Origin of the sequence: Leptospira terpstrae serovar Hualin str. LT 11-33 = ATCC 700639 (assembly GCF_000332495.1) — a bacterium.
GTDB lineage: Bacteria > Spirochaetota > Leptospiria > Leptospirales > Leptospiraceae > Leptospira_A > Leptospira_A terpstrae.
Map to the genome: position 1 here is coordinate 34,938 of NZ_AOGW02000004.1, position 23,665 is coordinate 58,602.

General features: G+C 38.7%; 21 protein-coding genes. 11 read left to right on the top strand and 10 right to left on the bottom strand.

Features of this window, described 5'->3' with window-relative positions:
* Positions 1 to 15 precede the first annotated feature (15 nt).
* From LEP1GSC203_RS01580 to LEP1GSC203_RS01610, 7 genes are read left to right on the top strand one after another with little or no spacing between them, the layout of a single operon-like run.
* Positions 16 to 888: an NAD(P)-binding domain-containing protein gene (locus tag LEP1GSC203_RS01580; RefSeq protein ID WP_002972024.1), complete on the top strand. Its 873-nt coding sequence runs from the start codon at positions 16 to 18 to the stop codon at positions 886 to 888.
* A complete protein-coding gene (hemC, locus tag LEP1GSC203_RS01585) occupies positions 881 to 2,416 on the top strand; it encodes a hydroxymethylbilane synthase (RefSeq protein WP_002972075.1) in 1,536 nt (511 codons plus the stop codon). The genes LEP1GSC203_RS01580 and hemC overlap by 8 nt, the downstream gene beginning before the upstream one ends.
* Positions 2,413 to 3,366, top strand: a complete 954-nt coding sequence (hemB, locus tag LEP1GSC203_RS01590; RefSeq protein WP_002971951.1) for a porphobilinogen synthase — start codon at positions 2,413 to 2,415, stop codon at positions 3,364 to 3,366. Before hemC ends, hemB begins: the two co-directional genes overlap by 4 nt.
* Positions 3,363 to 4,646, top strand: coding sequence for a glutamate-1-semialdehyde 2,1-aminomutase (gene hemL, locus LEP1GSC203_RS01595; protein WP_002972001.1), 1,284 nt, complete (start codon positions 3,363 to 3,365; stop codon positions 4,644 to 4,646). The genes hemB and hemL overlap by 4 nt, the downstream gene beginning before the upstream one ends.
* Entirely contained in the window at positions 4,643 to 5,683 is a 1,041-nt protein-coding gene (locus LEP1GSC203_RS01600; RefSeq protein WP_002971993.1) for a uroporphyrinogen decarboxylase family protein, read from the top strand. The genes hemL and LEP1GSC203_RS01600 overlap by 4 nt, the downstream gene beginning before the upstream one ends.
* Entirely contained in the window at positions 5,683 to 7,023 is a 1,341-nt protein-coding gene (hemN, locus tag LEP1GSC203_RS01605) for an oxygen-independent coproporphyrinogen III oxidase (RefSeq protein WP_002971992.1), read from the top strand. Before LEP1GSC203_RS01600 ends, hemN begins: the two co-directional genes overlap by 1 nt.
* Positions 7,020 to 8,231 (top strand): protoporphyrinogen/coproporphyrinogen oxidase, encoded by a 1,212-nt coding sequence (locus tag LEP1GSC203_RS01610; protein WP_002972039.1) that lies wholly within the window; start codon positions 7,020 to 7,022, stop codon positions 8,229 to 8,231. Before hemN ends, LEP1GSC203_RS01610 begins: the two co-directional genes overlap by 4 nt.
* Here LEP1GSC203_RS01610 and hemH read toward each other — a convergent pair.
* The 5 genes from hemH to LEP1GSC203_RS01635 form a co-directional block, all read right to left on the bottom strand.
* The gene (gene hemH / locus LEP1GSC203_RS01615) at positions 8,205 to 9,290 is read right to left on the bottom strand and encodes a ferrochelatase (RefSeq protein ID WP_002971977.1); all 1,086 of its coding nucleotides are present in this window, start codon (positions 9,288 to 9,290) and stop codon (positions 8,205 to 8,207) included. The two genes, LEP1GSC203_RS01610 and hemH, sit on opposite strands and share 27 nt — an antisense overlap.
* Positions 9,280 to 11,172 carry a type I DNA topoisomerase gene (topA, locus tag LEP1GSC203_RS01620; RefSeq protein ID WP_039936927.1) on the bottom strand — a complete coding sequence of 631 codons (1,893 nt, stop codon included), beginning with the start codon at positions 11,170 to 11,172 and terminating at the stop codon, positions 9,280 to 9,282. Before topA ends, hemH begins: the two co-directional genes overlap by 11 nt.
* 57 nt (positions 11,173 to 11,229) lie before the next feature.
* Positions 11,230 to 12,144, bottom strand: coding sequence for a cysteine synthase A (cysK, locus tag LEP1GSC203_RS01625; protein ID WP_002972008.1), 915 nt, complete (start codon positions 12,142 to 12,144; stop codon positions 11,230 to 11,232).
* 66 nt (positions 12,145 to 12,210) lie between these two features.
* Positions 12,211 to 13,098, bottom strand: coding sequence for a HEAT repeat domain-containing protein (locus LEP1GSC203_RS01630; RefSeq protein ID WP_002972002.1), 888 nt, complete (start codon positions 13,096 to 13,098; stop codon positions 12,211 to 12,213).
* A 45-nt stretch (positions 13,099 to 13,143) separates the two neighbouring features.
* On the bottom strand, positions 13,144 to 13,692 hold the full coding sequence (locus tag LEP1GSC203_RS01635) for a polyhydroxyalkanoate synthesis regulator DNA-binding domain-containing protein (protein WP_039926971.1): 549 nt from the start codon (positions 13,690 to 13,692) through the stop codon (positions 13,144 to 13,146).
* 58 nt (positions 13,693 to 13,750) lie between these two features.
* Between LEP1GSC203_RS01635 and LEP1GSC203_RS01640 the strand changes: the two genes are divergently transcribed.
* Entirely contained in the window at positions 13,751 to 14,614 is an 864-nt protein-coding gene (locus LEP1GSC203_RS01640) for a hypothetical protein (RefSeq protein ID WP_002972018.1), read from the top strand.
* Positions 14,615 to 14,625: 11 nt separating this feature from the next.
* Here LEP1GSC203_RS01640 and LEP1GSC203_RS01645 read toward each other — a convergent pair whose 3' ends face one another.
* From LEP1GSC203_RS01645 to LEP1GSC203_RS01665, 5 genes are read right to left on the bottom strand one after another with little or no spacing between them, the layout of a single operon-like run.
* Positions 14,626 to 15,399 (bottom strand): hypothetical protein, encoded by a 774-nt coding sequence (locus LEP1GSC203_RS01645; protein WP_002972034.1) that lies wholly within the window; start codon positions 15,397 to 15,399, stop codon positions 14,626 to 14,628.
* Positions 15,400 to 15,416: 17 nt separating this feature from the next.
* Complete coding sequence (locus tag LEP1GSC203_RS01650; RefSeq protein WP_002971987.1) at positions 15,417 to 15,926, bottom strand: TlpA family protein disulfide reductase; 510 nt, start codon at positions 15,924 to 15,926, stop codon at positions 15,417 to 15,419.
* Positions 15,927 to 15,931: 5 nt separating this feature from the next.
* Positions 15,932 to 16,831: a decaprenyl-phosphate phosphoribosyltransferase gene (locus tag LEP1GSC203_RS01655; protein ID WP_039936929.1), complete on the bottom strand. Its 900-nt coding sequence runs from the start codon at positions 16,829 to 16,831 to the stop codon at positions 15,932 to 15,934.
* Positions 16,828 to 17,862, bottom strand: a complete 1,035-nt coding sequence (locus LEP1GSC203_RS01660) for a hypothetical protein (RefSeq protein ID WP_002971954.1) — start codon at positions 17,860 to 17,862, stop codon at positions 16,828 to 16,830. Before LEP1GSC203_RS01660 ends, LEP1GSC203_RS01655 begins: the two co-directional genes overlap by 4 nt.
* A 45-nt stretch (positions 17,863 to 17,907) precedes the next feature.
* Positions 17,908 to 19,434, bottom strand: coding sequence for a TrkH family potassium uptake protein (locus LEP1GSC203_RS01665; protein ID WP_002971990.1), 1,527 nt, complete (start codon positions 19,432 to 19,434; stop codon positions 17,908 to 17,910).
* A gap of 126 nt (positions 19,435 to 19,560) precedes the next feature.
* On the opposite strand from LEP1GSC203_RS01665, the gene fusA reads away from it, so the two are divergent.
* The 3 genes from fusA to LEP1GSC203_RS01680 all read left to right on the top strand — a co-directional run bounded on the left by fusA (position 19,561) and on the right by LEP1GSC203_RS01680 (position 23,649).
* A complete protein-coding gene (gene fusA, locus LEP1GSC203_RS01670) occupies positions 19,561 to 21,678 on the top strand; it encodes an elongation factor G (protein WP_002972011.1) in 2,118 nt (705 codons plus the stop codon).
* Positions 21,679 to 21,781: 103 nt separating this feature from the next.
* Positions 21,782 to 22,420 (top strand): LIC_10271 family cell wall hydrolase, encoded by a 639-nt coding sequence (locus LEP1GSC203_RS01675; protein WP_002972048.1) that lies wholly within the window; start codon positions 21,782 to 21,784, stop codon positions 22,418 to 22,420.
* Complete coding sequence (locus tag LEP1GSC203_RS01680; RefSeq protein WP_002972040.1) at positions 22,420 to 23,649, top strand: amidohydrolase family protein; 1,230 nt, start codon at positions 22,420 to 22,422, stop codon at positions 23,647 to 23,649. Before LEP1GSC203_RS01675 ends, LEP1GSC203_RS01680 begins: the two co-directional genes overlap by 1 nt.
* Positions 23,650 to 23,665 lie beyond the last annotated feature (16 nt).

Sequence of the window (23,665 nt, forward strand, 5' to 3'; positions counted from 1 at the left end):
TGATAGAATAAAATTATGTGGTCAAACCTGATTCTATTACATTCAAATGATCCCACAAGTAACTCTTTAGACGAACCAGGTCTAGAGGTTTGGCAAACATGCCAAAGATCCATTGCATTTGGAGACCGCCGCTTATTTCCGATTACCGAATCCGAACGATTTTACAAAGGTTACGAAGTTTTTCATGGTTTTGAGGCGTACCGGTTTCTGTTAGAAGTTGTTTCAGGGCTTAGATCCAAACTTTTTGGAGAATCTGAAATCCAGGCACAATTTCGAGATCGTTTTCGAGAAGAAAAAGTAACTGAGTCAACTTTTGCACTCTCTCTCTTAAGGTTACGAGATCAAATTTTAGAACATACGAAACAAATTCGTTCCAAATATTTAACAGGACTTGGAAGACAAACTTATGGCAGTGTAGCTGATTCTTATCTACAAAAACATAAATCAGTAACTCTACTGGGAACAGGAAAACTCGCCACTTCCATCCTCCCTTATCTTGTTTCAAAAGAAAAGGAAGTTCGCCTCATTGGCCGAAACCAAACAAAGATGTCTGAATTACAGAAAGAATATTCAATCACAACTCACCATTGGGAAGATTACAAACCAAGTACGGAAGCCATTGTGATTGCCTCTAGCTTTCTACCGTTTGATTGGGAATCCATGATTGTAAATTCTTCTTTAATTTTAGATTTTCGTGAAACTGCATTCAGTGAATCCAATTATAAAAATTACATTCCCCTTTCAAAAATTCTAAACGATCTACAAAATACTGATGAACAAATCCAATCCGTAAAAATGGACTTACAATTCTATCTTACCGAACTCACTCGGGAGCGGGAGGAAGAACAAATTCATATTATGAATGGATGGGAAGATTTACTTGTCTGAGATCATCAAAGTCGGAGGAAGGTCTTCGCTTCTTTCCCGAATTCAAATTCTTTCCGTAACCAAAGCACTCCAACAAAAAAACAAAACCACAGAATTCCAAACAGTATTTAGAGAATCTGCTGGTGACAAAGATCTCAAAACACCTCTTTGGCAGTTTGCAGGCCAAGGAATTTTTACAAAAGATCTCCAAGACGATTTATTAAATCATAAAATTGATATTGTCATTCATTCTTGGAAAGATATGGATCTAAGAGAACGGAAGGACACAATCCTTGTTCCCGTCTTAGCACGAGAAGATGTTCGCGACGTTTTACTTTTCAAAAGAAATAAATGGATTTCCGCACCAACTGAAATTACAATCCTTACTTCTTCTCCAAGAAGGGAACATCACATTCGTGATTTTGTAAAATCCTATTTCCCAACTCCCATCAACTCCTTCCAGGTCAAAATCGAATCAGTTAGAGGAAATATACAAACAAGACTGCGAAAGTATCTGGAACATGAAAATGGTGGAATCTTAGTAGCAAAAGCAGCTTTAGATAGAATATTGAGTTTTGAAGATGATGAGAATCTGATCCCTGAATTAAAGGATGTAAAACAACTCATTAGAGATACCATAAACCTCTCCTTGTTTATGGTAATGCCTTCTTCCATTTTCCCAAGTGCACCCGCACAAGGTGCTCTCGCTGCAGAGATTAGAAAAGATGACAAACATTTAGAATCACTACTTAGAGAAATTTCTGATGTAAATGCAGAACTTACAGCCAATGAAGAAAGAAAAATATTATCCAGGTATGGCGGTGGTTGTCATCAAAAAATCGGAGTTTCTGTATTAACAAGAGATTACGGTAGAATTACTTTTGTTAGAGGGGAAACCGAAGATGGGAAATCCTTATTTACAAAGGAATTATCAAATACACCAAAACTAATGTTTCATCGTGATGAAGTTTGGCCACCAAAGGCCAAAATGGCCGCAAGACAAAGAGAAAGACTTACATACTCCATTCCCAAAGATGTAGATGTATTTGTTTCTCGCGGTTATGCATTTCCACTTGATTTATCAGTAAATCCAACCAACCAAATTCTTTGGTCGGCAGGACTTTCTACATGGAAAGATTTGGCTCTCAGAGGATTTTGGGTAAATGGAACCTGTGATGGGTTAGGTGAAAGTGAACCCCCTATGATTGATTTACTTTTAGGAAGGAAAACAAATTTCATTAAACTCACTCATGTTGATTCAGACAAAAACAATAGTATTTATCCAGTGGTTCCAACATACTTTGTATCGGCACCAGAAATCCCAGTTCCATTTGATACATCCAAAATCAAAGCAGCCTATTGGCGCAGTGGTTCCGAGTTTGACATTGTTACCAAACGGTTCCCTGAATTATTAGATGTCATACATTTTGTGGGTCCAGGATCGACATTTAAAAAAATTAAACAGACGATAGGTGAAGAAGCCGCTGAAACCAAAGTTTTTGTATCATTATCTTTTGATTCTTGGGTAGAAAGGTATATAAAGCCATGAAAAAACAAACACTTCGACTTCGTTCCAACCAATATTTAAGAAACTTAGGAGAAACAGGTTCACTTAATGTAAACAAAATGATCCAACCTCTGTTTCTTGCAGAAGGGATCGACGAAAAGGAACCCATCAAAGGGTTACCCGAAGTTTTTCGTGATACTCATAAATCAATTTTTTCGCAAATTGAATCAGACTTAAAAGCAGGAGTCTCTCAGTTTCTACTTTTTATGGTTCCAAAAGAAAAATCGGATACAGGTTTTCCAAAAAACTTCTACCATTCCAATATTAGTGCGATTAAAAAAGAATTCCCGAACATGTTTCTCTGGCTTGATACATGTATTTGTTCTGTGACCACAACAGGTCATTGTTGCCACTTCCACAAATCAGGCACAATTGATCTGGATCTAACACTCAAACGTTTGTCTGACCTTGCCCTCATCTATGCAGATGCAGGTGCTGACGGAATTGCACCTAGTGATATGATGGATGGTCGCGTGGGCTCTCACAGAAAAATATTAGATGCTAACGAACATTCCATGGTTCCTATCATGAGTTATTCGACAAAATTCAAAAGTAATTTTTATGGACCTTTCCGTGGGGCCGCAGATTCCTCACCACAATTTGGAGATAGAAGCGGATACCAACTGGACGTACGTGACAGAGATACTGCCATCCACACTTCCATTCGAGATAAAGAAGAAGGTGCTGACTTACTCATGGTAAAACCAGGGATGACTGCAATTGATCTGATAGGACCCATCAAAGAAAAAACAGGACTTCCTACTGGTGCTTACCAAGTGAGTGGCGAGTATGCCAGTCTTGTCTATTTAGCCAAAGAAGGTTTTTTAAATTTTGAAGAAGGATTAAAGGAGACCTGGGATGTCTTTCGAAGGGCAGGATCTTCCTATTTAATTACTTATGGTGCAAGGATCGCACAAAGGTTGTATTCATGAATTCAGAAGAACTATTTCTTCGTTCCACACAAGTGGTCCCAGGGGGAGTACATAGCCCGGTTCGTTCCTTTGCTTCCGTGGGTGGAACACCCGTTTTCTTTAGTGAAGCAAACGGCGCCTATTTAAAGTCAGTGGAAGGAAAAGATTACATTGATTATTGTTTGAGTTTTGGTCCTCTACTTTTTGGTCATAGACATCCTGAAATTCAAGAAGTCGTTGAAGATACAGTGAGGAAGGCTTGGTCCTTCGGTGCATGTGAACCTTATTCCTTAGAGCTTGCTGAGTTTATTACTAGTCGAATCCCTTGGGCAGAAAAAATCCGTTTTGTCAACTCAGGAACAGAAGCAGTGATGAGTGCCCTTCGAGTAGCAAGAGCTGCTACCGGCAGAAGTAAAATATTAAAATTTGATGGTTGTTACCATGGCCACTTAGACCAACTCCTTGTTAAATCAGGTTCAGGTCTTGCAGGACTCAGTTCCAGTGATAGTAAAGGTATAGGACCAGAAATCATTCAAAATACCCTCGTACTCCCGTTAGATGATGAGATAGCTTTAGAGGAATTATTCCAAACACAAGGAAACCAGATTGCCTGCCTTATCATCGAACCAATTCCAGCAAATTATGGACTTCTCCCTCAAAGAACAGAATTCCTAAAAAAATGTAGAGAACTCACAACAAAATACGGCGCATTACTTTTGTTTGATGAAGTAATCTCAGGCTTTCGAGTTTCCTTCCAAGGTATGGCAGGCATTACTGGAATTGTACCGGACCTAGTTTGTTATGGTAAAATCATCGGAGGTGGTTTTCCTGTGGGTGCTTATGCCGGAAAAAAAGAACTGATGGATTTGGTCGCACCAAGTGGTCCGGTTTACCAAGCAGGCACCCTATCTGCAAATCCGATTGGGATGCGTGCTGGTCTAAAAACTCTAACAAAAGCTTGGAACGAAAATCCTTATCCGGGACTAGAAACAAAAACAAAAAAACTCACTTCAGGAATTGTAAAATTACTCGCCGAGTCCGGTGATTCCCAATGGGAAGCAGTTACTTATGGAAGCCTATTTTGGCTAAAAGGTAAAACAGAGGAACCAATTCGTACAGTCGCAAACATTCCTGCTGATCACAAAGTTAAGTTTGCAACTTTTTTCCATAAACTTTTAAACCATGGTGTGTATCTAGCACCTAGCGGATACGAGGTGGGATTTTTATCCACGGTTCACACAGATGAAATCATAGAAGCCACTTTAAATAAAACCATGAAGGCCTTACAGGAAGTAAAATGATCACCACTCAATTTAGAAACGAACGATTTGCAAATGCTTTAAATTTAATACCCCAAAACATTCCCCCTATTTGGTTTATGCGCCAAGCAGGACGTTACCACTCGCATTATCGAAAGCTAAAAGAAACTTACAGTTTTATGGAGTTATGCAAACAACCGGAACTTGCAGCAGAAGTGGCTCTTGGACCTGTTCGTGAATTTGGATTCGATGTAAGCATTTTATTTTCGGATCTGCTTTTTCCTTTGGAAGCACTAGGGATGGGTTTGACTTATGATCCAGGACCCAAACTTTCCTTTTCTCTCACTTCCGAACATGATTTGTTACGTTTAAAACCTTATGAGGAAGCAATCGAGGGACTCAAATTTCAAAAAGAAGCAGTTAAAAGAACCAGAGAAGTTTTACCCAATGATGTTTCCTTAATTGGATTTGTAGGTGGCCCATTCACTCTCATGACTTATGCAAGCATTGGAAAACATGATGGAAATTTATCATTTATAAAAACAAACCAAAACTTTGTAGATAAATTTTACTCCATACTCGTACCACTTCTGAAACAAAATATCGAATTACAACTGCAAGGTGGTTCTGAATTAGTAATGATTTTTGATACTGCCGCAGGGATGTTAGATCCTTTCAACTTCCAAAGGTACGTGGTCGGACCAATTACAGAATTTGCAAATCGTTATCCAAAACAAATTGGTTATTATGCTAAAAATTCAACAGAAGCTCAAGTCAGACAAATCCATGAGATTCCGAATTTAGCAGGATTTGGCGTAGATCATCGATTTTCAATCCAACAAACACTAACAGAGTTTAGCGGAAACGGTTTTATCCAAGGAAACTTTGACCAAGAACTTTTATTTGCAGAAAACTCAATTCTCAAACAAAAAATAAAGGAATACCTTCAGCCAATCAAAGACTTAGATCCTGAAGAAAGAAAAGGTTGGGTGGCAGGTCTCGGACATGGAGTTCTACAATTCACTCCAGAAAGCTCCATCCACCTTCTCATAGATGAAACTAGAAAGGCATTTGCATAATGAAACACTTGCTTGAAAAATACGACACACCCGCACCTAGGTATACTAGTTACCCAACAGTTCCCTACTGGACGGACTCCCCTACTCTGGAAGAGTGTATTCAATCTTTAGAAACACACCTAAGCACAAAAGAATCAAAACTAGCGTTATACCTCCACATTCCTTTTTGCGAAACACTTTGTACTTTTTGTGGTTGTAATACTTCCATCACCAAAAACCACACTGTGGAAGAACCTTATGTGGCAGCCCTTAAAAATGAATTACAACTCTATGCAGAAAAAGTAACAAATCTCAACGGAAAAAACTTGAGCGAACTTCACTTAGGTGGAGGAAGTCCAACTTACTTATCAGACTATCATCTCCAATCTACAATTGAGTTTATCTTAAACAAATTAAATCCTACAGAAGATCCTCAATATTCCATCGAAGTGGATCCAAGGAGGACAAGAGTATCTCAACTAAAACTTTTACAAAAATTAGGATTTCGAAGGATTAGTTTAGGGGTTCAAGATTTTGATCCCGAAGTTCAAAGGCTTGTCAACCGAATCCAACCCTTTGAACTTACAGAAAACATTACACTGGAAGCCAGGGCACTTGGATTTGACTCCGTAAATTTTGATCTTATTTATGGTCTTCCCAAACAAACATTGGATTCCATGAAATATTCCATTGAAAGGACATTGGAACTAAAACCCGATCGAATTGCCTTTTATTCCTATGCCCATGTACCTTGGATCAAAGCATCCCAGAGACTATTTACAGAAAAAGACCTTCCAGAAGCTGCCGTCAAACGAGACTTATACGAAATTGGTCGATCATTATTAGAAAAAGAAGGTTATAGGGAAATTGGGATGGATCATTTTGCTTTACCTCATGACAAACTGTGGAAAGCCTTTAATACAAACAAACTTCATCGAAATTTTATGGGATACAGCGAATCCAAAACAGATGTAATGTTAGGACTTGGTTCTTCTTCTATTTCGGAAACACCTGATCTTTTTTTCCAAAACCAAAAGTTAGAAATGAAATACCGTAAGTCCGTATTGGAAGGTACCATTCCCATTTTCCGCGGACACAAACTAACGAAATCTGATCAAATCCGTAAACAATTGATTTTAGATTTAATGACTTCTTGGAAAGTAAATGTTCCCAGTGAAATGAAATCTCATGTATATAACTTCTTACAAGAAATGGAATTGGATAGGTTAGTGCAGTGGCAAGGAGATTCCCTTTCTGTGACTGAACTTGGGAAACCATTTTTAAGAATTGTAGCAATGGCTTTCGATGAAAAATTACAACTGAGCCAACCTACAAAACCTGTTTTTTCAAAAGCAATATGAGTGAAGAAATTCGTATCATTGGCGGAGGAATCACGGGACTCTTTCTCGCCTACCACCATACAAAACGCGGAGACGCAGTAACCCTGTATGAAAGTTCAAATAAGTTAGGTGGCCTTATAGGAACAAATACAGTGGAGGAAGGTCTTGTAGAGTTCGCAGCCAATGGGGTATTACTGACTGATTCCATGAATTCTATGTTAGATGACATTGGACTCACCCCTCTTTTTCCGAACAACGCCTCGAAACGACGTTATTTTTGGACCAACCGAAAACTTTCGAGATTACCGATCTCTATTTTAACAGGATTAAGGCTACTCTACACTGTTTGTTTTAAAAAGTTAAAATTCAATGAAGAACAAAACTTTGAAACTTGGGCGCGTCATATGTTTGGCAGTGCAATTACAGAAAACATCATCGAACCAGCCATAGGTGGAGTTTATGGTACAAGACTCGAATCTCTGCAAGCAGAATCTATTTTTAATCAATGGGACGGTTCCGGATCGAGTACGATTTTAAAAGAAATATTAAAAAACAAAAGAAAAACATACGGAACCGTTTCCTTTCCTTTGGGTATGGGAGATTTAATTTCTCATTTGGTGGATTATTTAAAACCAAAAATACAAATCAAAACCAATGTTTCGTTAGACAGTCTGGAGGAAATTTTACAATGGAAAGGGAAAGTAAAACTTTCCATATCATTAAAAAATCTAATTCCACTCCTAGGCAATCAAATCGATAGAGAGGAAACACCTAATTTACTTTCTATCACAACCATCACAAGATTTGGAAAAAACCACCTAACAATAGATCCATGTTTTGGAATTCTTTTTGGAAAAAACGAAGGAATTCATGCCCTTGGTGTATTATGTAATTCCGATATTTTTCCTGGAAGGGCAAATAATGATCTCCATTCCGAAACTTGGATTTATCCAAGTGTAGCAAAAACCGATGATAAAATTTCTTGGGAATCCATTCTCGAGGAAGATAGAAAACAAATTACAGGAAAAACAGATTCCCCGAAGGCTGTGTATATCACTTCATGGACAGGTGCTTTTCCGGCTTACGATCGAAAATTATTTTTATTCAACAAACGGTTGGATGTTTTAGAATCACAATGGATTGCCGAAGGGAAAGACATTCGATTTTTTGGGAACTATCGTAAAGGAATTGGACTTCGGTCTCTATTTGAATCGACAAGTAGGGAGTGACTCACCACCCATTTCTTTACAAGAACAATAGCTGATTAAAATATCTGCCGCAAGCACTCTTTCTGCCAAATATTCTAGAAACGGTGGATAGATTCCAAATGCGGGAATTCGAGTAAATGATTTTGCACCAGATTCTAAAGCAAGATCCTTAAACTGCTCTCCAATTTCTTCTAAAGTTTCTAAATGATCACTCACAAAACTAATAGGATAAACTGCGATTTGTTTTCCCTCTTTAGCGAGAGACTCAATGATCTGTAAAGAACTTGGCTCCGTCCATTTAGCTGGTCCCACCTTACTCTGGTAAGATATATGTGTTTGCCCACGATATCCTAACAAACGAAGTTGTTCCGTAATTCCCTTTACAGAAGATTCGATTTCTTGCATATATCGATCTCCCTTACGGATCAGGCGCATAGGAACGCCGTGTGCGGAAAAAATAAAATCCAAATCCTTCCAATCACCATTGAAGGTAACTTCCGGAAAATGTAAAAATTCATCTCTGTTTAATGATTTAGTAAAGAATTCAAAAATAAACCTAGCTGTGATTTGGTGAAACTTTAAATCGGAAGCAAAACTAGGAACATAACCCCCGCTTCCCACTGGGCATTCCTTAAATTTTTTTTCTAAATGGCTAAGTGTAGAAAGCACTGTAGATCTAGAATATTGTGGATATAACGGTAGATAGATGGTATCGGAACTTGGTTTTTCGAATTCTGTATCTCTGATATGTGGAAATCCACAAGTCATTGCTACTTTGGCAGTCCAATTAAAATCTGTTTTGCGATTCAATATCTGCTCTAGTGCTTTTGCTTGTTTTTCAGTTTCTGCAACCAAAGGAGAACCACCACCAAACCCCATTGACTCATAGATTTTTTTTACCTTGGGGGTTCGTTTCTTTGCGATAAAACGTGCAAGAGGAAGCCGTAAAAATTCAGGTAATGGCAAATCAAAAACAAATGGATCTGTAAACAAATCGGTTAAAAAAACTTCTATTTCCTCAGTGGTTCTTGGCCCACCTAAATTCACAAGGATAAGAGTTTTCTTTTGTTTATAGTTCATAGGTGATGTAGTCACAATGCGGATACCGGGAACAAAAATAAATGGTTTTTCCTTTTTTCCCTAACTTGGTTTTTACCACACCCTCTTTACACACAGGACAAATGTTTTGTTTGTTTAGATTCGAAGGAGGAGGTGTAACAATTGATTTTTTTCCTTTTTGCTTGGATAAGGATTTCTTTGTTTTTGATTCTTCGGAACTAATGACATTTTCTTTTGTATTTGACTGAGAAGAAACGAGAGATGTTTTTTTTCGAGGACTTCTTAAAATAAACATCAAACCTTCATAAAAATTTTGAATGAGAGACACTCGTGATTCTTTTTTGTCTGTGACTTGGTCTAACTTTTCTTCTAAATCTTTTGTAAAGGATTCACCAATCATATCGTGAAAGTTAAGAAAAAGATATTCATTCACTTTCAAACCAAGTGCCGTAGGGCCAATGGATTTGTGGTATTCGACAATGTATTTCCTGGTTTTTAAAGTTTCGAGGATACTTCCATAGGTAGAGGGTCTACCGACTCCCGTATCTTCCATCTTTTGCACAAGTTTTCCCTGTGTATAACGAACGGGTGGTTCTGTTTGTTTTTCCTCTACAGAGTAGGACTCGTATTGAAAACGATCTCCCAATTTCCAATCTAATCGTTTTTGCAATTTTTTCTTTTCTGATTTGGCAAAGGCTTTGAATCCAGGGTCTGTTATGAATTCATTTTTGTGGACAAAGGTATGATTATTTTTCTCAAATTCATAAACTGTCTCTTCACCTAACTCTGGCTTCATCAAAGAAACTAAAAAACGCTCCCAAATCAGTGAGTATAGTTTTTTCTCCTCAAGCGATAAATAGGAAGATATTGAATCTGGACTATAATTTGCATTCGTGGGAATGACTGCTTCGTGGGCATCTTGAGAATATTTTTTTTGTTTTTTAGGAGTGTTATTTTGCAAAGAACACAAACCAGGATAATTTTGATTGAGATACTTCTCACCTAACTCCCGTTTTTGATCGGAAACACGGGTGCTATCAGTCCGCATATAAGTGATGAGTCCGATCCTCTCTCCCGAACCAATTCGTTTTCCTTCAAATAACATTTGTGCTAATTTCATTGTTTTTTTGGAATCAAATCCTAAAACACGGAAACTCGTTTCTTGCAAACTAGCAGTGGAAAATGCTTGCGGAGGATTTCTTTTGATATTTTTCTTTTTAATCTGGGATAGTGTTATTTCTTTTAACCTGGTTGGTTCTGGTAGGATTTCTATTTCCGAAAGGAGCTTTTGTATCGACTTCGAATCTAATTTATCTTTGGTTTGGTGGTCCAAAACAACTGACTGGTTGGAAACCGATCCATTTAATTTTAATTGGTAATAGATTTCTTTAGAAAAGTTTTGGATTTCTAATTCCCTTTCGCAAATCCAATGTAAGACAGTGGATTGAACTCGACCCGCCGATAAAGAGGAAATTTTTAATTGTTTCCATAAGTCGGGTGAAACTTCAAAACCAAAAATACGATCCACTACACGTCTTGCAATTTGTGATTCAATTTCCGCCAAATCCAATCCGGCTTTTAGTTGGATCTGACGGTTAACTTCCTCTTTAGATATTTCTTTCAGCCGAAGTCGAAAGATTGGTTTTTTTAATTTAATTAATTCATCATAACAATGTTTGGCGATGATCTCCCCTTCTCGATCAGGGTCACTAGCAATGTAGATAATAGAGGCATTTTTGGCTTTGGTTTTGATGGCGGAAAAAACAGTTTTTTTTCCTTTTAACCATTCATATTCGGGTTCGAATTGATTTTTAAAATCCACCCCATAAGATTTGGGAGGTAGGTCTTTGATATGACCTTTGGTAGCAACAACAACCCATTCCTCGCTTAAGTAGGAAGCGATTGTTGCAGCTTTTGTCGGTGATTCGACTATTAGGAGTTTGGTGATTTTAAATTCCTATTAAACGAAAAGACCTTCCACTGATAAGTATCTTTCTCCTGTGTCATAACAGAAAGTAAGAACCTTAGAACCTGCTGGAATTTCTTTTAGTTTTTTAGAAACTGCAGCAAGGCTTGCACCAGAAGAAGTTCCGATAAAGATTCCTTCTTTTTTTGCAGCGAGCACAGCCATGGTAAATGCTTCGTCTTTACCCACAGTGATGATTCCATCCAAAAGTTCTGTTTTGCAATTTTTGGGAATAAAACCTGCACCTATTCCTTGCAGAGGGTGCGGACCTGGTTTTCCACCGCTAAGAACCGGAGAACCTTCTGGTTCTACAGCAAATACTTTTAATTTAGGAAATCTTTTCTTTAGGTTTTCAGCACATCCAGTGATGTGACCACCTGTACCCACTCCAGTGATGATGTAATCCAAACCTTCTGGAAAATCTTTTGCAATTTCTTCTGCAGTTTTTTCTCTGTGAACAGCAATGTTAGCTTCGTTTTCAAACTGTTGAGGCATCCATGCATTCGGATTGGCGGCAACTATTTCTTGTGCTTTGGCGATAGCACCAGGCATTCCCTTTTCTCTAGGAGTCAGTTCAAACTTTGCACCATAAGCTGCCATAATCCTTCTTCTTTCCACGGACATATGTTCTGGCATCACCAGAGTGATTGCATACCCTTTAACAGCTGCTACCATAGCAAGACCAATTCCAGTATTTCCAGAAGTAGGCTCTACGATAAAAGAATCCTTTTTTAATTTTCCTGACTTCTCTGCTTCTTCAATCATAGCAAGAGCGATTCGATCTTTAATGGATCCACCAGGATTTTGTCTTTCGAGTTTCATATATACTTCATGGTCGGTTCCAAAAAGTCGCGACAGTCTAACGTGAGGTGTATTTCCGATGGCTTCTAGAATGCTGTTTATTTTCATAATTTCTCCGCTCTGTCACATTTTAGGAGAAAAAGCGGATTTGTCCACAATGAAAAATACGAAAACTTACGGAGTGTGAATAGAAATTAGGAATTGGTAATCGGATTTCATTTGATTCAGGACCTTGGAGTCATTTTCGGACTGAATCACCTTTTCTAAGTAAGGTGCCGAGATCCGGAAGTCCAATCTCCGCAGTGCTTCCGATGCTTTGGCACGAACCTCAGGGTTTTTGTCTGTTAATGATTCTAAAATCGCTTTGTAGTTTTGGTTTGGCAATCGTTCAAGGCCTGCAAGTGCAGAAAGAATCGAAATTTTTGCATAGGGAACTGTCTCCTTACTGAGTGCTTCCGACAAAGGAGAGAGAGCCTCTTTTTTTCCAGAATTATATAGAGCATCAGCAGCAGAACTGCGAAGATAAAAATTGGGACTTGTCAGTGCTGACTTGATCGTGGATTCTGATTCCGCAGTTTTGGGTAAAGATCCCAGGGCTCTCAAAATTTCTCCACAAGCCAATGTGATAGGAATCTCTCCCTCTTCATAAAAATAAGGACTAGATAAAGATGTACTATCAGCCACACCATCTTTCCAAGTGCGAGATTTCGGTGGATTGTGTTCGGGAATATTGGCCGATTCTTTTTGGTAGGTTTTGATTAAATAAGGAACAGCAAGTTTCTCCCCTTTGATTCCCAATGCCTTTGCTGCATAAAATTTTACCGCTGGGGCATTCCCTGGACTTGTGGGAAAATTTGGGGAACCTTCCATAGCAGAAATAATGTCACGAATCCCTTGGTTCGACTTAACGAAAGTTAGTTTGTCGATAGCATCTCGAATTTCAGAGATATTAGAGGAAGAGAGTCTGGTACGTTGGATCTCAAAAAAACGCTCCTCAGTTTCTGAAAAAATTGCCACTGGCACCAGGAGAACACTGAAAAACAAAACAAACTTTCGAATCATTCTAAACCACCTCTGATTTGGGACGGTCATTCTAACCGATTCCTGTTAATTTTCTTTTAATTTTTCTGCGACTTCTTTTAATTTTTCGGAAAGATCTCCAAGAGTGGCCTTGTCTTCTTCCAAAATAGATTGGCTGAACTTTTCCAAATCTCTTTGGATTTGTTCCTTTTTTTCACTGGCACGGGAGGCCATTTTGCGGAGTAAGTCTTCTCGGTAGTGACTGAAATCCGCTTCCTTCAATTCCCCAAGTTCGACCATAGAAGTAACAATTTTTTCTAACCGCTCGGAAGTTAGATAATTGGCACCGATTCCTCCCAAGATCAATCGTTCAAAAAGTCCGGAAACATCCCGCCCTGTTTCTCTAATGAGTGAGGTTAACATAAAATTTGAAAAATCTTCGTTCCGCTGTCCTAAGCTGACTTTGAGAAAGGTTTGTCCCAAAATCTTCGGAGTGATGTCTTCTCCAGTCATATTGTCTTGGACTTTGATTTCTTCTCCCCCGATGATCATCTTGGCCACATCTTCTAAAGTAATGGTGGAACTAGTTTCAGGATCATAGAGTCTGCGGTTTGCGTATCGCTTAAGGAGCTTCATCGGAGATGCTTTTTAAAATGACTTTCAAGCCTAGGGGGTCAACTAAAATACAATCGTAATGGACACTCTATTCGGTGCTGTTTTGACACAACTTCCCGACCTTGAAAAAAACCTGATTGTTTCATGGTTACAAGTACAAGGACTCGTGGTGAAAGAATGTACACAGAAAACTTGGAAAGACCATCCCGATTCCATTCGTCTTTTTTCCAAACCAACACCTGAAATCATAAAAGAGTTATTAGATTGGAGCATTGAACCAATCTTATGCGGTAATTTTACAAACGAAGAAAAAGAAAATTATAAAAACATGGGAGCTTCCCTACTTTGGGAAAAACCATATACAGAAATCCACACTTTACCTTATAAAACCTTACCTATGTCAAAACTGACTTGGGTTGTTTATACAAAAAACCAACTCCTAGATAAACACCTGTCAGTATTTCTAAAATCAATGGGACAAACTGTTTTTGCGGAAGGAAGTCTGGACTTCCTCGTCAAACGAATCCAAACGGGACCTTGTCATTTTCTTATTTTAGATTGGGATGTATTGGATCCAAAAACGGTAGTCCCGGAACTCTCTAAACTTAAAAGTGAAAAACAGTTTTTATCCATTGGAATTAAGGACTTTATGAAAGAACATCTCTATAGAGATTTAAAAACAGGGATTGGAACCATTTCGGAAGTTCTTGTTTCCTTTTCAGATTTTTGGAATGTTTTACTTCATAGTTTCCCCATGTCCGAGGAATCCAAAGAACAAGAAACTTGGAAGGAAACTTCTAAGTCGGTTTCTAAACTTAGTTTTACTTTCCAAGAAAAACAAATTCCCATTGCCATGCAATTGACAGAAACTACGGTTTTAAAGAAAAAACTAGCTCACCCGCAAATCCAAAATCTATTAGATTTATTTCATTGGTTTTTGTAATTGAAGTAATCTCACTCAAAGAGCAACATATCATCACTAGAAAGTTCGCCTGCTCCCCGATTCGGAAAGGCCTGCTCAAAAAAAAGAGCAGCTAACAAGTCAAAGTCTTCATCTTCCTCTCGGTTTTCTAATTCCCAAAGTTCATTACGGCGTTTGATGAGAAGAGAAACAGTAGCATCTTCCAAAGCAAATTCAATCTTCAACCGATTCAATGTGCGAATGAAAAAATTTAGATTATAAATTACATAATCTCGAAAATACGTAAGACCTGCAATGGTAGGTTCATACTTAAGGAGAGCTTCTGTTAGGTAACAAGCAGTTTTTAAATCCTCAGTAGCTCCCGTTTCTTTATAAGCCTTAAAGATATGATGGACTGTTTCGTGCATAGAAATCGTAGAATGATACGAGTCTTCAATGAGCCGAATAGATTCAGGATGGGATTCCATATAGGCAAACACATCTACGATTTCGCGGTTGGCAGCGGCACGTTTCCTTTCTGCATCACATAGATCATTAGTCATTTTTGGATCTACGAGTAGGATAAAAAGATACTTTGTTTCAAAGGCAAACCTAGATTCTTTTGGAATGTAATATTCGATCCAAATGGGTTCTTTATAGTAATCAATGGACTCTTGGAAACTGACTTCTGGTGTGACTTTGAGGGATTTGAGTTTTTTTACGTCATCCGTGATGACCTTTTTTCCTTCGACCCGAGTTTTACTGCGTTTGATCTGTCGCAGTTCCGACTTATTCAAAAGCGGCTTGGGTTTGAAGGAAGAATCCATGTTATATCATCGACAGATTAGAAAAACCGCAAAAGAAAAGTACGAAGCCAAAACCCAATCGGGCTAAGGATTCCCGTATCAGAAAATACAACCTTCCCCTCTTCATTCAAAAATACCGTTGTGGGGTATGCAGAAATTCGCCATTCCTTTAACATCCGGTAGTCTGCAGCATAAACGGGATGTTTGGCATCGGGGGTGAGTTCTGATAAAATTTCTTTGGTTTCTTCTGAATCTTCTGCTTCGAGAACAGAAAGGAAAATTGTAGATTTTGGCAAAAACTTTAAATTTGCCTCTAAAATGGGTGCGTAAGCTTTACAAATCGTGCACCAAGTCGCCCAAAAATAAACTACTTTGGGATGCCCTTTCCAGGAATTGGCCTCTGTCGGTGTAGTGGCCAGGATTTCAATGGGAACACCCGGCCTCGTGTCCCGACCCTTAAAATAAGCAAAACAAAGGGTGGTCGAAAAAAAGAAAACAAAGGCGGAAACCACCTTCCATCCGTACGGTAACTGCTTCCAAATTTTCATAGTCTTTATTGTAAGACTGGTGGTTGGCCCGATATGTTCCCAAACATCAAAAATAAGATGAGGAGTAACCAGATAAACCCAGAAACCAAGACACTCACATCGGTGAGGATGGCTTTTGTGGGGTTATGACCCATGTTCTTGATATATATAATGTAAAGCGAACGAAAGATAGCATAAACAACAATCGGAACTGTATAAACCATATATGGTGTTCCTAAACTTTTTGCAGTTTCAGGACTTACTGTATACATTACATAACTTACTAGTGTGAGAGTGGCAACCACTGCCATCATCAAGTCCAAAAACTCGATAGAATATTCTTCTAAAATCTTTCGGTGTTTGCCCGCATCCGTTTTAAGGATATTGATCTCTCCTCTACGTTTGGAAAATCCCCAAAAGAGAGCCAACATAAAAGTACAAAGTAATAACCAATGAGAAAATTCCACTCCAATGACAACTGCACCGGCAATGGCACGTAACACAAATCCAATGGAGATACTCATAACATCTAAAATCACAATATGTTTCAGGACTTTACTATACAACATATTGAAAAGAAGGTAGAAAATTGTAAGATAAAAGAAAACAGGGGACAGTTTGTACGCACCGATCAGGGCAATGGGTAAAATCACACCGGTGATGGCTAAAGCAATACCAGAATCCAATTCTCCACTGGCCAGTGGCCTATGTTTTTTCTCAGGATGTTTTGCATCTTCCTTTTGATCTAAAAAATCGTTAAAGACATATTGGCAACTAGCAACCAAAGAAAAACAAAGAAAAGCCAAACAAACTTTCGTTAACGAAGGAAGTTCAAAGATTTTTTTAGAAAAAATCAATCCGGCAAAAAGGATAATGTTTTTCACCCACTGAGGGACTCGCATTAATTTGAGGTATAGGTAGATCATTTTTTCTTCACTTTATGGGCTTCTATGTATTTCATTTTTAGTTTAATGGTTTTTGCATCCGTAAGCATTGGGAATACTAAATGGATTTGTGGGTCACTTCCCGTGGTTATCATTTCCACAAGTTCCCCATGGCTTTGTTTGCCGGCAGTTTTGATATCCAAAATTTGTAAAAAATCTTGATAGTCTTCTGGAAGTAAACTTGCACTCACGATCATTTTTTTGGAGTAAATTTCTTTTCCTTTTGAATCCAAAATACTGATTTGGTCCAAAACAAAACGGATTCCTCTTTGTTCCAATGGATCAATCCGAAGACCACCCATTGTGGACATTGATTCAGGGAGTTCCCATTCATATTCCACCCAATTACCAATGTCTTTTTTGGATACAGGTTTAGAGACCATCATAGATTCCGAAGTTTCTGGTTTCTCTTTACTGATAAAACTATACAATTTGATGGATTGGTCTCTCATCGCTGGGTATTTGTATTGATAGTAAATGAATCCAAAGGCACTCAAAACAACGGCAGAACTTAGGAAAAAAAATCGAATTTGTCGTATTATCCGATACTGATCCAAAAGAGTCGAAAAACGAGTTTTAAATTCTTTTTTAGATTCGTATAAAAGAAATTCGTAAGTATCAATGGCTTCGGACAAAATTTGGTCCATTCCCTTAGCATCCAATTGGGATAAAAGCTCGATAGAATTCAAAAACAGAAATGGTTTGAGTTTTCTATCTGATTCAGGGATCAAAAAACCTTTTAGGTCTTTTTCAGATAGAATTTCTTTTTGGTTGGTTCTTTGTAATTGAAAGTTTACCAAATCAAAGGTTAAGGATCGAAACAGAAGTTTTGCATCTTCTAACTTCTCGTTTGATAAAAGAAGTTCGATGGATTCCAATCGAGATTCCATTTGGGCCAAAACTCTTTTTTGAGATTCTTTTTGTTTCTCGAATTCCAATTCCCGAGGTTCCAAAACCGGAGCCTTCCAAGGGGAAAACAATAGATCTCGCATACGTAATTTCACAAATACCAAGTCTTAACCGTCCTCAAAATACTAAAACTGATTTTTATGTCCATTCTAACCGACTTGGATTTTCACGCCATCATCCACAGTTCCCATTTTAGGAACTCCTGAGTGGCCTGTGGCAGCAATGAGGACTGTAAAGATTCCCACTCGGCCTACATACATCACTGCGGCATAAAACAGCTTTTCAATGTCCCCCAATTGGGAGGTTAAGTTGAGACTAAACCCAACTGTAGAAAAAGCAGAGATCAGTTCAAAAAAGATAACGTGTAATGAATGTTGGTTTTGGTCCAAAATCCCAAGAAATATAAATACGAAGGCCAATGCAATGGTCGCAAGGAAGTAAACTCGAATGGCAACCGCCACTGAATTTTTAGAAACGATTTCTCCAAACAACATCACAGGTTTTGAAGGTTGGATCACATTTTTCAAATAAGCAAGTAACAGAACAAAGGTGGTGATTTTAATACCACCTGCTGTTCCTTGTGGACCCCCACCTATAAACATTAGCACAGTAATGATGATGACAGTAGCATCATTTAGATGCCCAAGATCCATGGTTGAAAATCCCGCAGTACGAGAACAAACAGACATAAAGAATGCATTCGAAATTTTATCAACAAAAGACATTCCATGAAAGGTATGAGGATTCGACCTTTCCAAAAAATAAATCCCAACAAAACCAAATAATAGTAAGGCGAAAGATCCATAAACAAGAACTTTGGACTGGATCCTTGTGGTTTCCCCCCGCAAATGTTTGTTATAGTCACCAATGCGATTTTCTAAAAAGGCAGAAAACTGAGCAGGAAGTAATAGAAGTCTTGGAACATTTCCTGTTTTTAATGCCTTTTCCATCATAAGAGTTTCTGCCATCACTTCAATGCGGTAAACAATCCTTACAAACACAGTGAGTAAAAACTTTTCTAAAAGGATAATCACGGGAAATCCAATCCCTCCAAAAATCACAAGTCCTGATACAATGTATAAGGAAAAGGGATCTAACCGTAGGGCACTCAAATCATCAGTAATCGAAAAACCAGCGTTATTGAAAGAAGAGATCGCCGTAAAAAGAGAAAAGAACCAACGAGTGTTCCCCCCTTCGACTCCATCCGGCATATGAAGGTAAAGCCCAATGGCACCTAAGATTTCTATCGAAAAAGAAATATTGATAATGGAAAGTAACATCCGGTTCACTTCATTGGTAGCAAGTGATTCCGTTTCTGCCTGGGTATCTATGGCCGCACCCACAAAGGCATTAAAACGAGCATTCCTGGAAATTCCTTGGGTGATGAGAAATCCGACAATCACGGTAAAACTAATGATCCCAAGTCCCCCCAGTTGGATGAGAAAGAGCATAATCCACTGGGTAGAAGGATTGAGTCCAGAGAGGGGAACGGGAGAGAGCCCCGTCACACAAATAGAGGAGGAAGAAAGATATAAACTATCCACATAAGAGAGTTCCCCTTCTTCGGAAACATAGAGGGCAATTGATCCAATCAGGATGGCGGCAAAGAACCCCAGACATACAAGTCGGGCAAAGGATAGTGTTCGAAAAAATCGCTTCAAGCGCGCTAGTGGCATATTCCCCTAATCTCTACTTTCTCCAGGATTTTCCCTTTGACCAAAAATCCCAAGTACTTTACAAACGCAGTCCATTTCAGATTTTGGTAGAATCAATTCAACTTTAACCATTATTTTGAGGAAAATATGACCTCTGCGACAGAAACAAAACGCGACCCTAAATTGGACAGAATCCGTAACATCGGAATCTCTGCACACATTGACTCTGGAAAGACAACTCTTACCGAACGTATTTTATTTTATACGAACAAAATCCATGCCATCCACGAAGTTCGTGGAAAAGACGGTGTGGGTGCTACCATGGACAGTATGGATCTCGAGAGAGAAAGAGGGATCACAATCCAATCAGCAGCAACTTATGCTACCTGGAAAGACATCTCTATCAACATCATCGATACTCCGGGCCACGTTGACTTTACAATCGAAGTAGAACGTTCCCTTCGTGTCCTTGACTCTGCGATTATGGTTCTTTGTGGAGTTGCGGGTGTTCAGTCGCAATCCATCACTGTAGACCGTCAGATGAAACGTTACAATGTTCCACGTGTTGCTTTTATTAATAAACTAGACCGTACAGGTGCTAACCCTTGGAGAGTGATCGAACAACTTCGTGAAAAACTCCATTTGAATGCACATGCTGTGCAACTTCCAATCGGTTTGGAAAATGATCTGAAAGGGATTGTTGACCTTGTCGAAATGAAAGCTTATTACTTTGAAGGTCCAAACGGTCAAGATATCAAAATCACTGATATCCCTGATGAATTAAAAGACCAAGCGAACGAAAAACGTGAAGCTCTTCTTGATGCAGTATCTCTTTTCAGTGATGAACTCACAGAAGAGTTGTTAGAAGGAACTCCTTCGGAAGCACGAGTGAAAGAAGCGATTCGTCGCGGTGTTCTTGCTCTTAAATTTGTTCCAGTATTTATGGGTTCTGCCTTCAAAAACAAAGGGGTTCAAAGACTTCTTGATGGAGTTGCGGATTACCTTGCATCTCCTTATGATGTTGATAACAAAGCAAAAGAAATCGGAAACGAAGAAAACGAATTCAGCTTAGAATCAGATCCAGAAAAACCATTAGTTTGTCTCGCATTCAAACTTGAAGACGGTCGATATGGTCAGTTAACTTATGTTCGCGTTTACCAAGGTAGACTCGAAAAAGGTATGACCATCTACAATTCTTCTAACAACAAACGCCATAACATTGGACGTCTTGTTCGTATGCACTCAAACGATATGGAAGATATTGCGAAAGCAGAAGCAGGAGATATCGTAGCTCTATTCGGTATTGATTGTGCTTCCGGAGATACGTTCACTGATGGAAAAGCAAAAGTGACTATGGAGTCCATGTTTGTTCCAAATCCCGTGATCTCTCTTACTATCGAATGTAAAGAATCAAAACAACTTCCAAACCTTGCGAAAGCTCTCAACCGTTTCACTAAGGAAGACCCAACCTTCCAAACAGAAATAGATAAAGAGTCCGGTCAAACCATCATCAAAGGGATGGGGGAACTTCACTTAGAAGTATACATCGAACGTATGAAACGTGAATACGGTGTAGATCTTGTGACTGGAGCACCGCAAGTTGCGTATCGTGAAACCATTACTAAATCCGCTGAATTTGATTATACCCACAAAAAACAAACAGGTGGTCAAGGTCAGTTCTCTCGTGTGGCTGGTTTTATCGAACCAATCCCACAAGAAGAAGGAAAGAATTACGAATTCGTAGATAAAATCGTAGGTGGATCCATCCCTCGCGAATACATCGGATCTTGTGATAAGGGTTTTCGTTCTTGTTTAGAAAGAGGATCTCTCATTGGATTCCCTATCATTGGAGTTCGTTGTGTCATCAATGACGGTGCTTACCATGATGTGGATTCATCAGATATGGCCTTCCAAATTGGTGCTCGTTATGGTTTCCGCCAAGGATTCTCAAAAGCAGCTCCTATCATTCTCGAACCAATCATGAGAGTGGAAGTAGAAGGTCCTACGGAGTTCCAAGGAGCCATCCTTGCCTCAGTAAACCAAAGACGTGGTATGATCTTAAACACAACTGAAGAAAACGGTTATGCAAAGATCGAAGCAGAAGTTCCTCTTGCTGACATGTTTGGTTACTCGACGGTCCTTCGTTCCTCTACACAAGGAAAAGCTGAGTTTGCTATGGAATTCTCCAAGTATGCTCCTGTTCCAAGAAACGTAGCAGACGAACTGATGAAAAAATACAAAGTCAACAAGACAGAAGAAGAATAATCATTCTTCTTCCAGTCAGTTCGATTTAGGAAAAGGCGGGTTCTCCCGCCTTTTTTATTGCCCTCTCTCTGCCAGGTGTCGATACATTTAGAAGGGATACCGGATGTACAGATTGCAATTCATTCTAATTTTTTTGGGTTACTTTCTCCTATTCCCTATTTTCTCAAAACAAACCTCAAAAACAGAAGTTCCTTCCTCTTACCGAGTGACCAAAGGAGATTCCTGGTTTGGAATTGCAAAAAAATTCAAAATTTCACCTGAAACCTTAGCCAAGTTAAATGGCCGAACCACAAAAGAAAATTTATACGAAAGAGAAGTTTTACGAATTCCCAAAGGGGAAGAAAAAGTTTCTGTTTCCGCTGAATCCGTTTTGAAAGAAATACCAACTTATCCTTTGGTCCAAAGAGAAAAGGTGGTTAAAAAATTTTCTGAGCTCACTTATGATCCACATAAAGGAATTCAATTCCAACGTGGTGTATCTTCACTCGTTCGTGCAAGTCTTCCCGGCAAAGTGGTGCATGTGGATTATATGGATGGGTATGATAACTTTGTGATTTTAGAACACCAGAACGGATTATATTCTGTCTATGGGAACTTGGAAAGAATCCAAGTCACAGAAGGCCAACAGGTAAAACCCAAAGACCGCTTGGGAATTTTAGTAAAAGACAAGGGTCTCTACTTCCAAATGAACAGGCAAAAACTCAGCTTAAATCCAGAAAAAATCTTGGAGAGGGGCATCTAATGGTAAACTCCATCCTCTTCCAATCTGGTACCGTCTATCGGAATGGAAAATTAGAAACAAAAGACCTGCTCGTTGATGGCGAAAAAATTTCCGCTATCGAAGAAAACATACCAACTAACGGAAATGCGGTGACAATTTCCTTAAAAGGAAAAAAACTGTATCCCGGATTTATCAATTCCCATGACCACTTACTTGCAAGTTATCTTCCAAAAGTGGGAGGTACAGAAAAACACCAGTCTTGGTTGTCTTATGACAATCTCTACAAAAGTTCAGGAGTTTTTGCAGAACGCCAACAAGTAGATCCAGAAATCTTATATTATCTTGGAGCTTATAAAAATCTTTTTGCGGGTGTCACCACTGTATTTGATCATATTCCCCATCATGTACAAAATTCGTTCCGAGGAATTTTACCAGTAAAACTGATTTCCGAATATACTCTCGCACACTCTGTGGGAAATTATAGTTTGGGTTGGGGTGAGGGAGTGGCTTTAGAATACCGAATGGCAGAACATGCGGGACTTCCTTTTGTGACTCATCTTGCAGAAGGAATTGACGATGATTCCAAACAATCACTTCGGCTTTTAGAAAAAATGGATGCTTTAGGCGAACACTCTGTACTTGTACATTGTTTGCCTTTTGGACAAAAAGAAGTCGAAAAAATTTTGGAAAAGGGAGCGTCTGTCGTTTGGTGCCCTACTTCTAACCTTCATATCTTTGGTAAAACAACCAATATCAAACTCTTTTTGGATATGGGAGTTAATGTATGTTTGGGGACAGATTATTCACCCAGCGGATCTTTACATTTACTGGAAGAATTAAAAACAGCTAAATCTATCTACTTCGGTTTGTATGGGGAAGAGTTAGAAGAATCAACTCTTTTGAAAATGGTCACAGAAAATCCAAGAAAAGCATTTAGATTAGGAAATCCTAATGCATTGATGCCAGGTCTTTCTGCAGATTTACTTATAGTAAACGACGATAAAAATACAAAAGATATCAATGTATCAGATCTTTCCTGGAAACACATTGATTTAGTTGTGATTGATGGGTATCCAATTTATGGGTCATTAGAATACAAGTCACTCTTTGTTCATTTCGGTTTAGAAACAGAAGAATTTTCCATTGAAGGTAAAACCAAGTTGGTTGCTGGTTCACCAAAAAAACTCTTGAAACAAGTTTCTGACAGTGTCGGTTACAAAAAGAGTTTGGCTTTTTTACCTAATTTTTGAAAATGAAGCGCAAGCG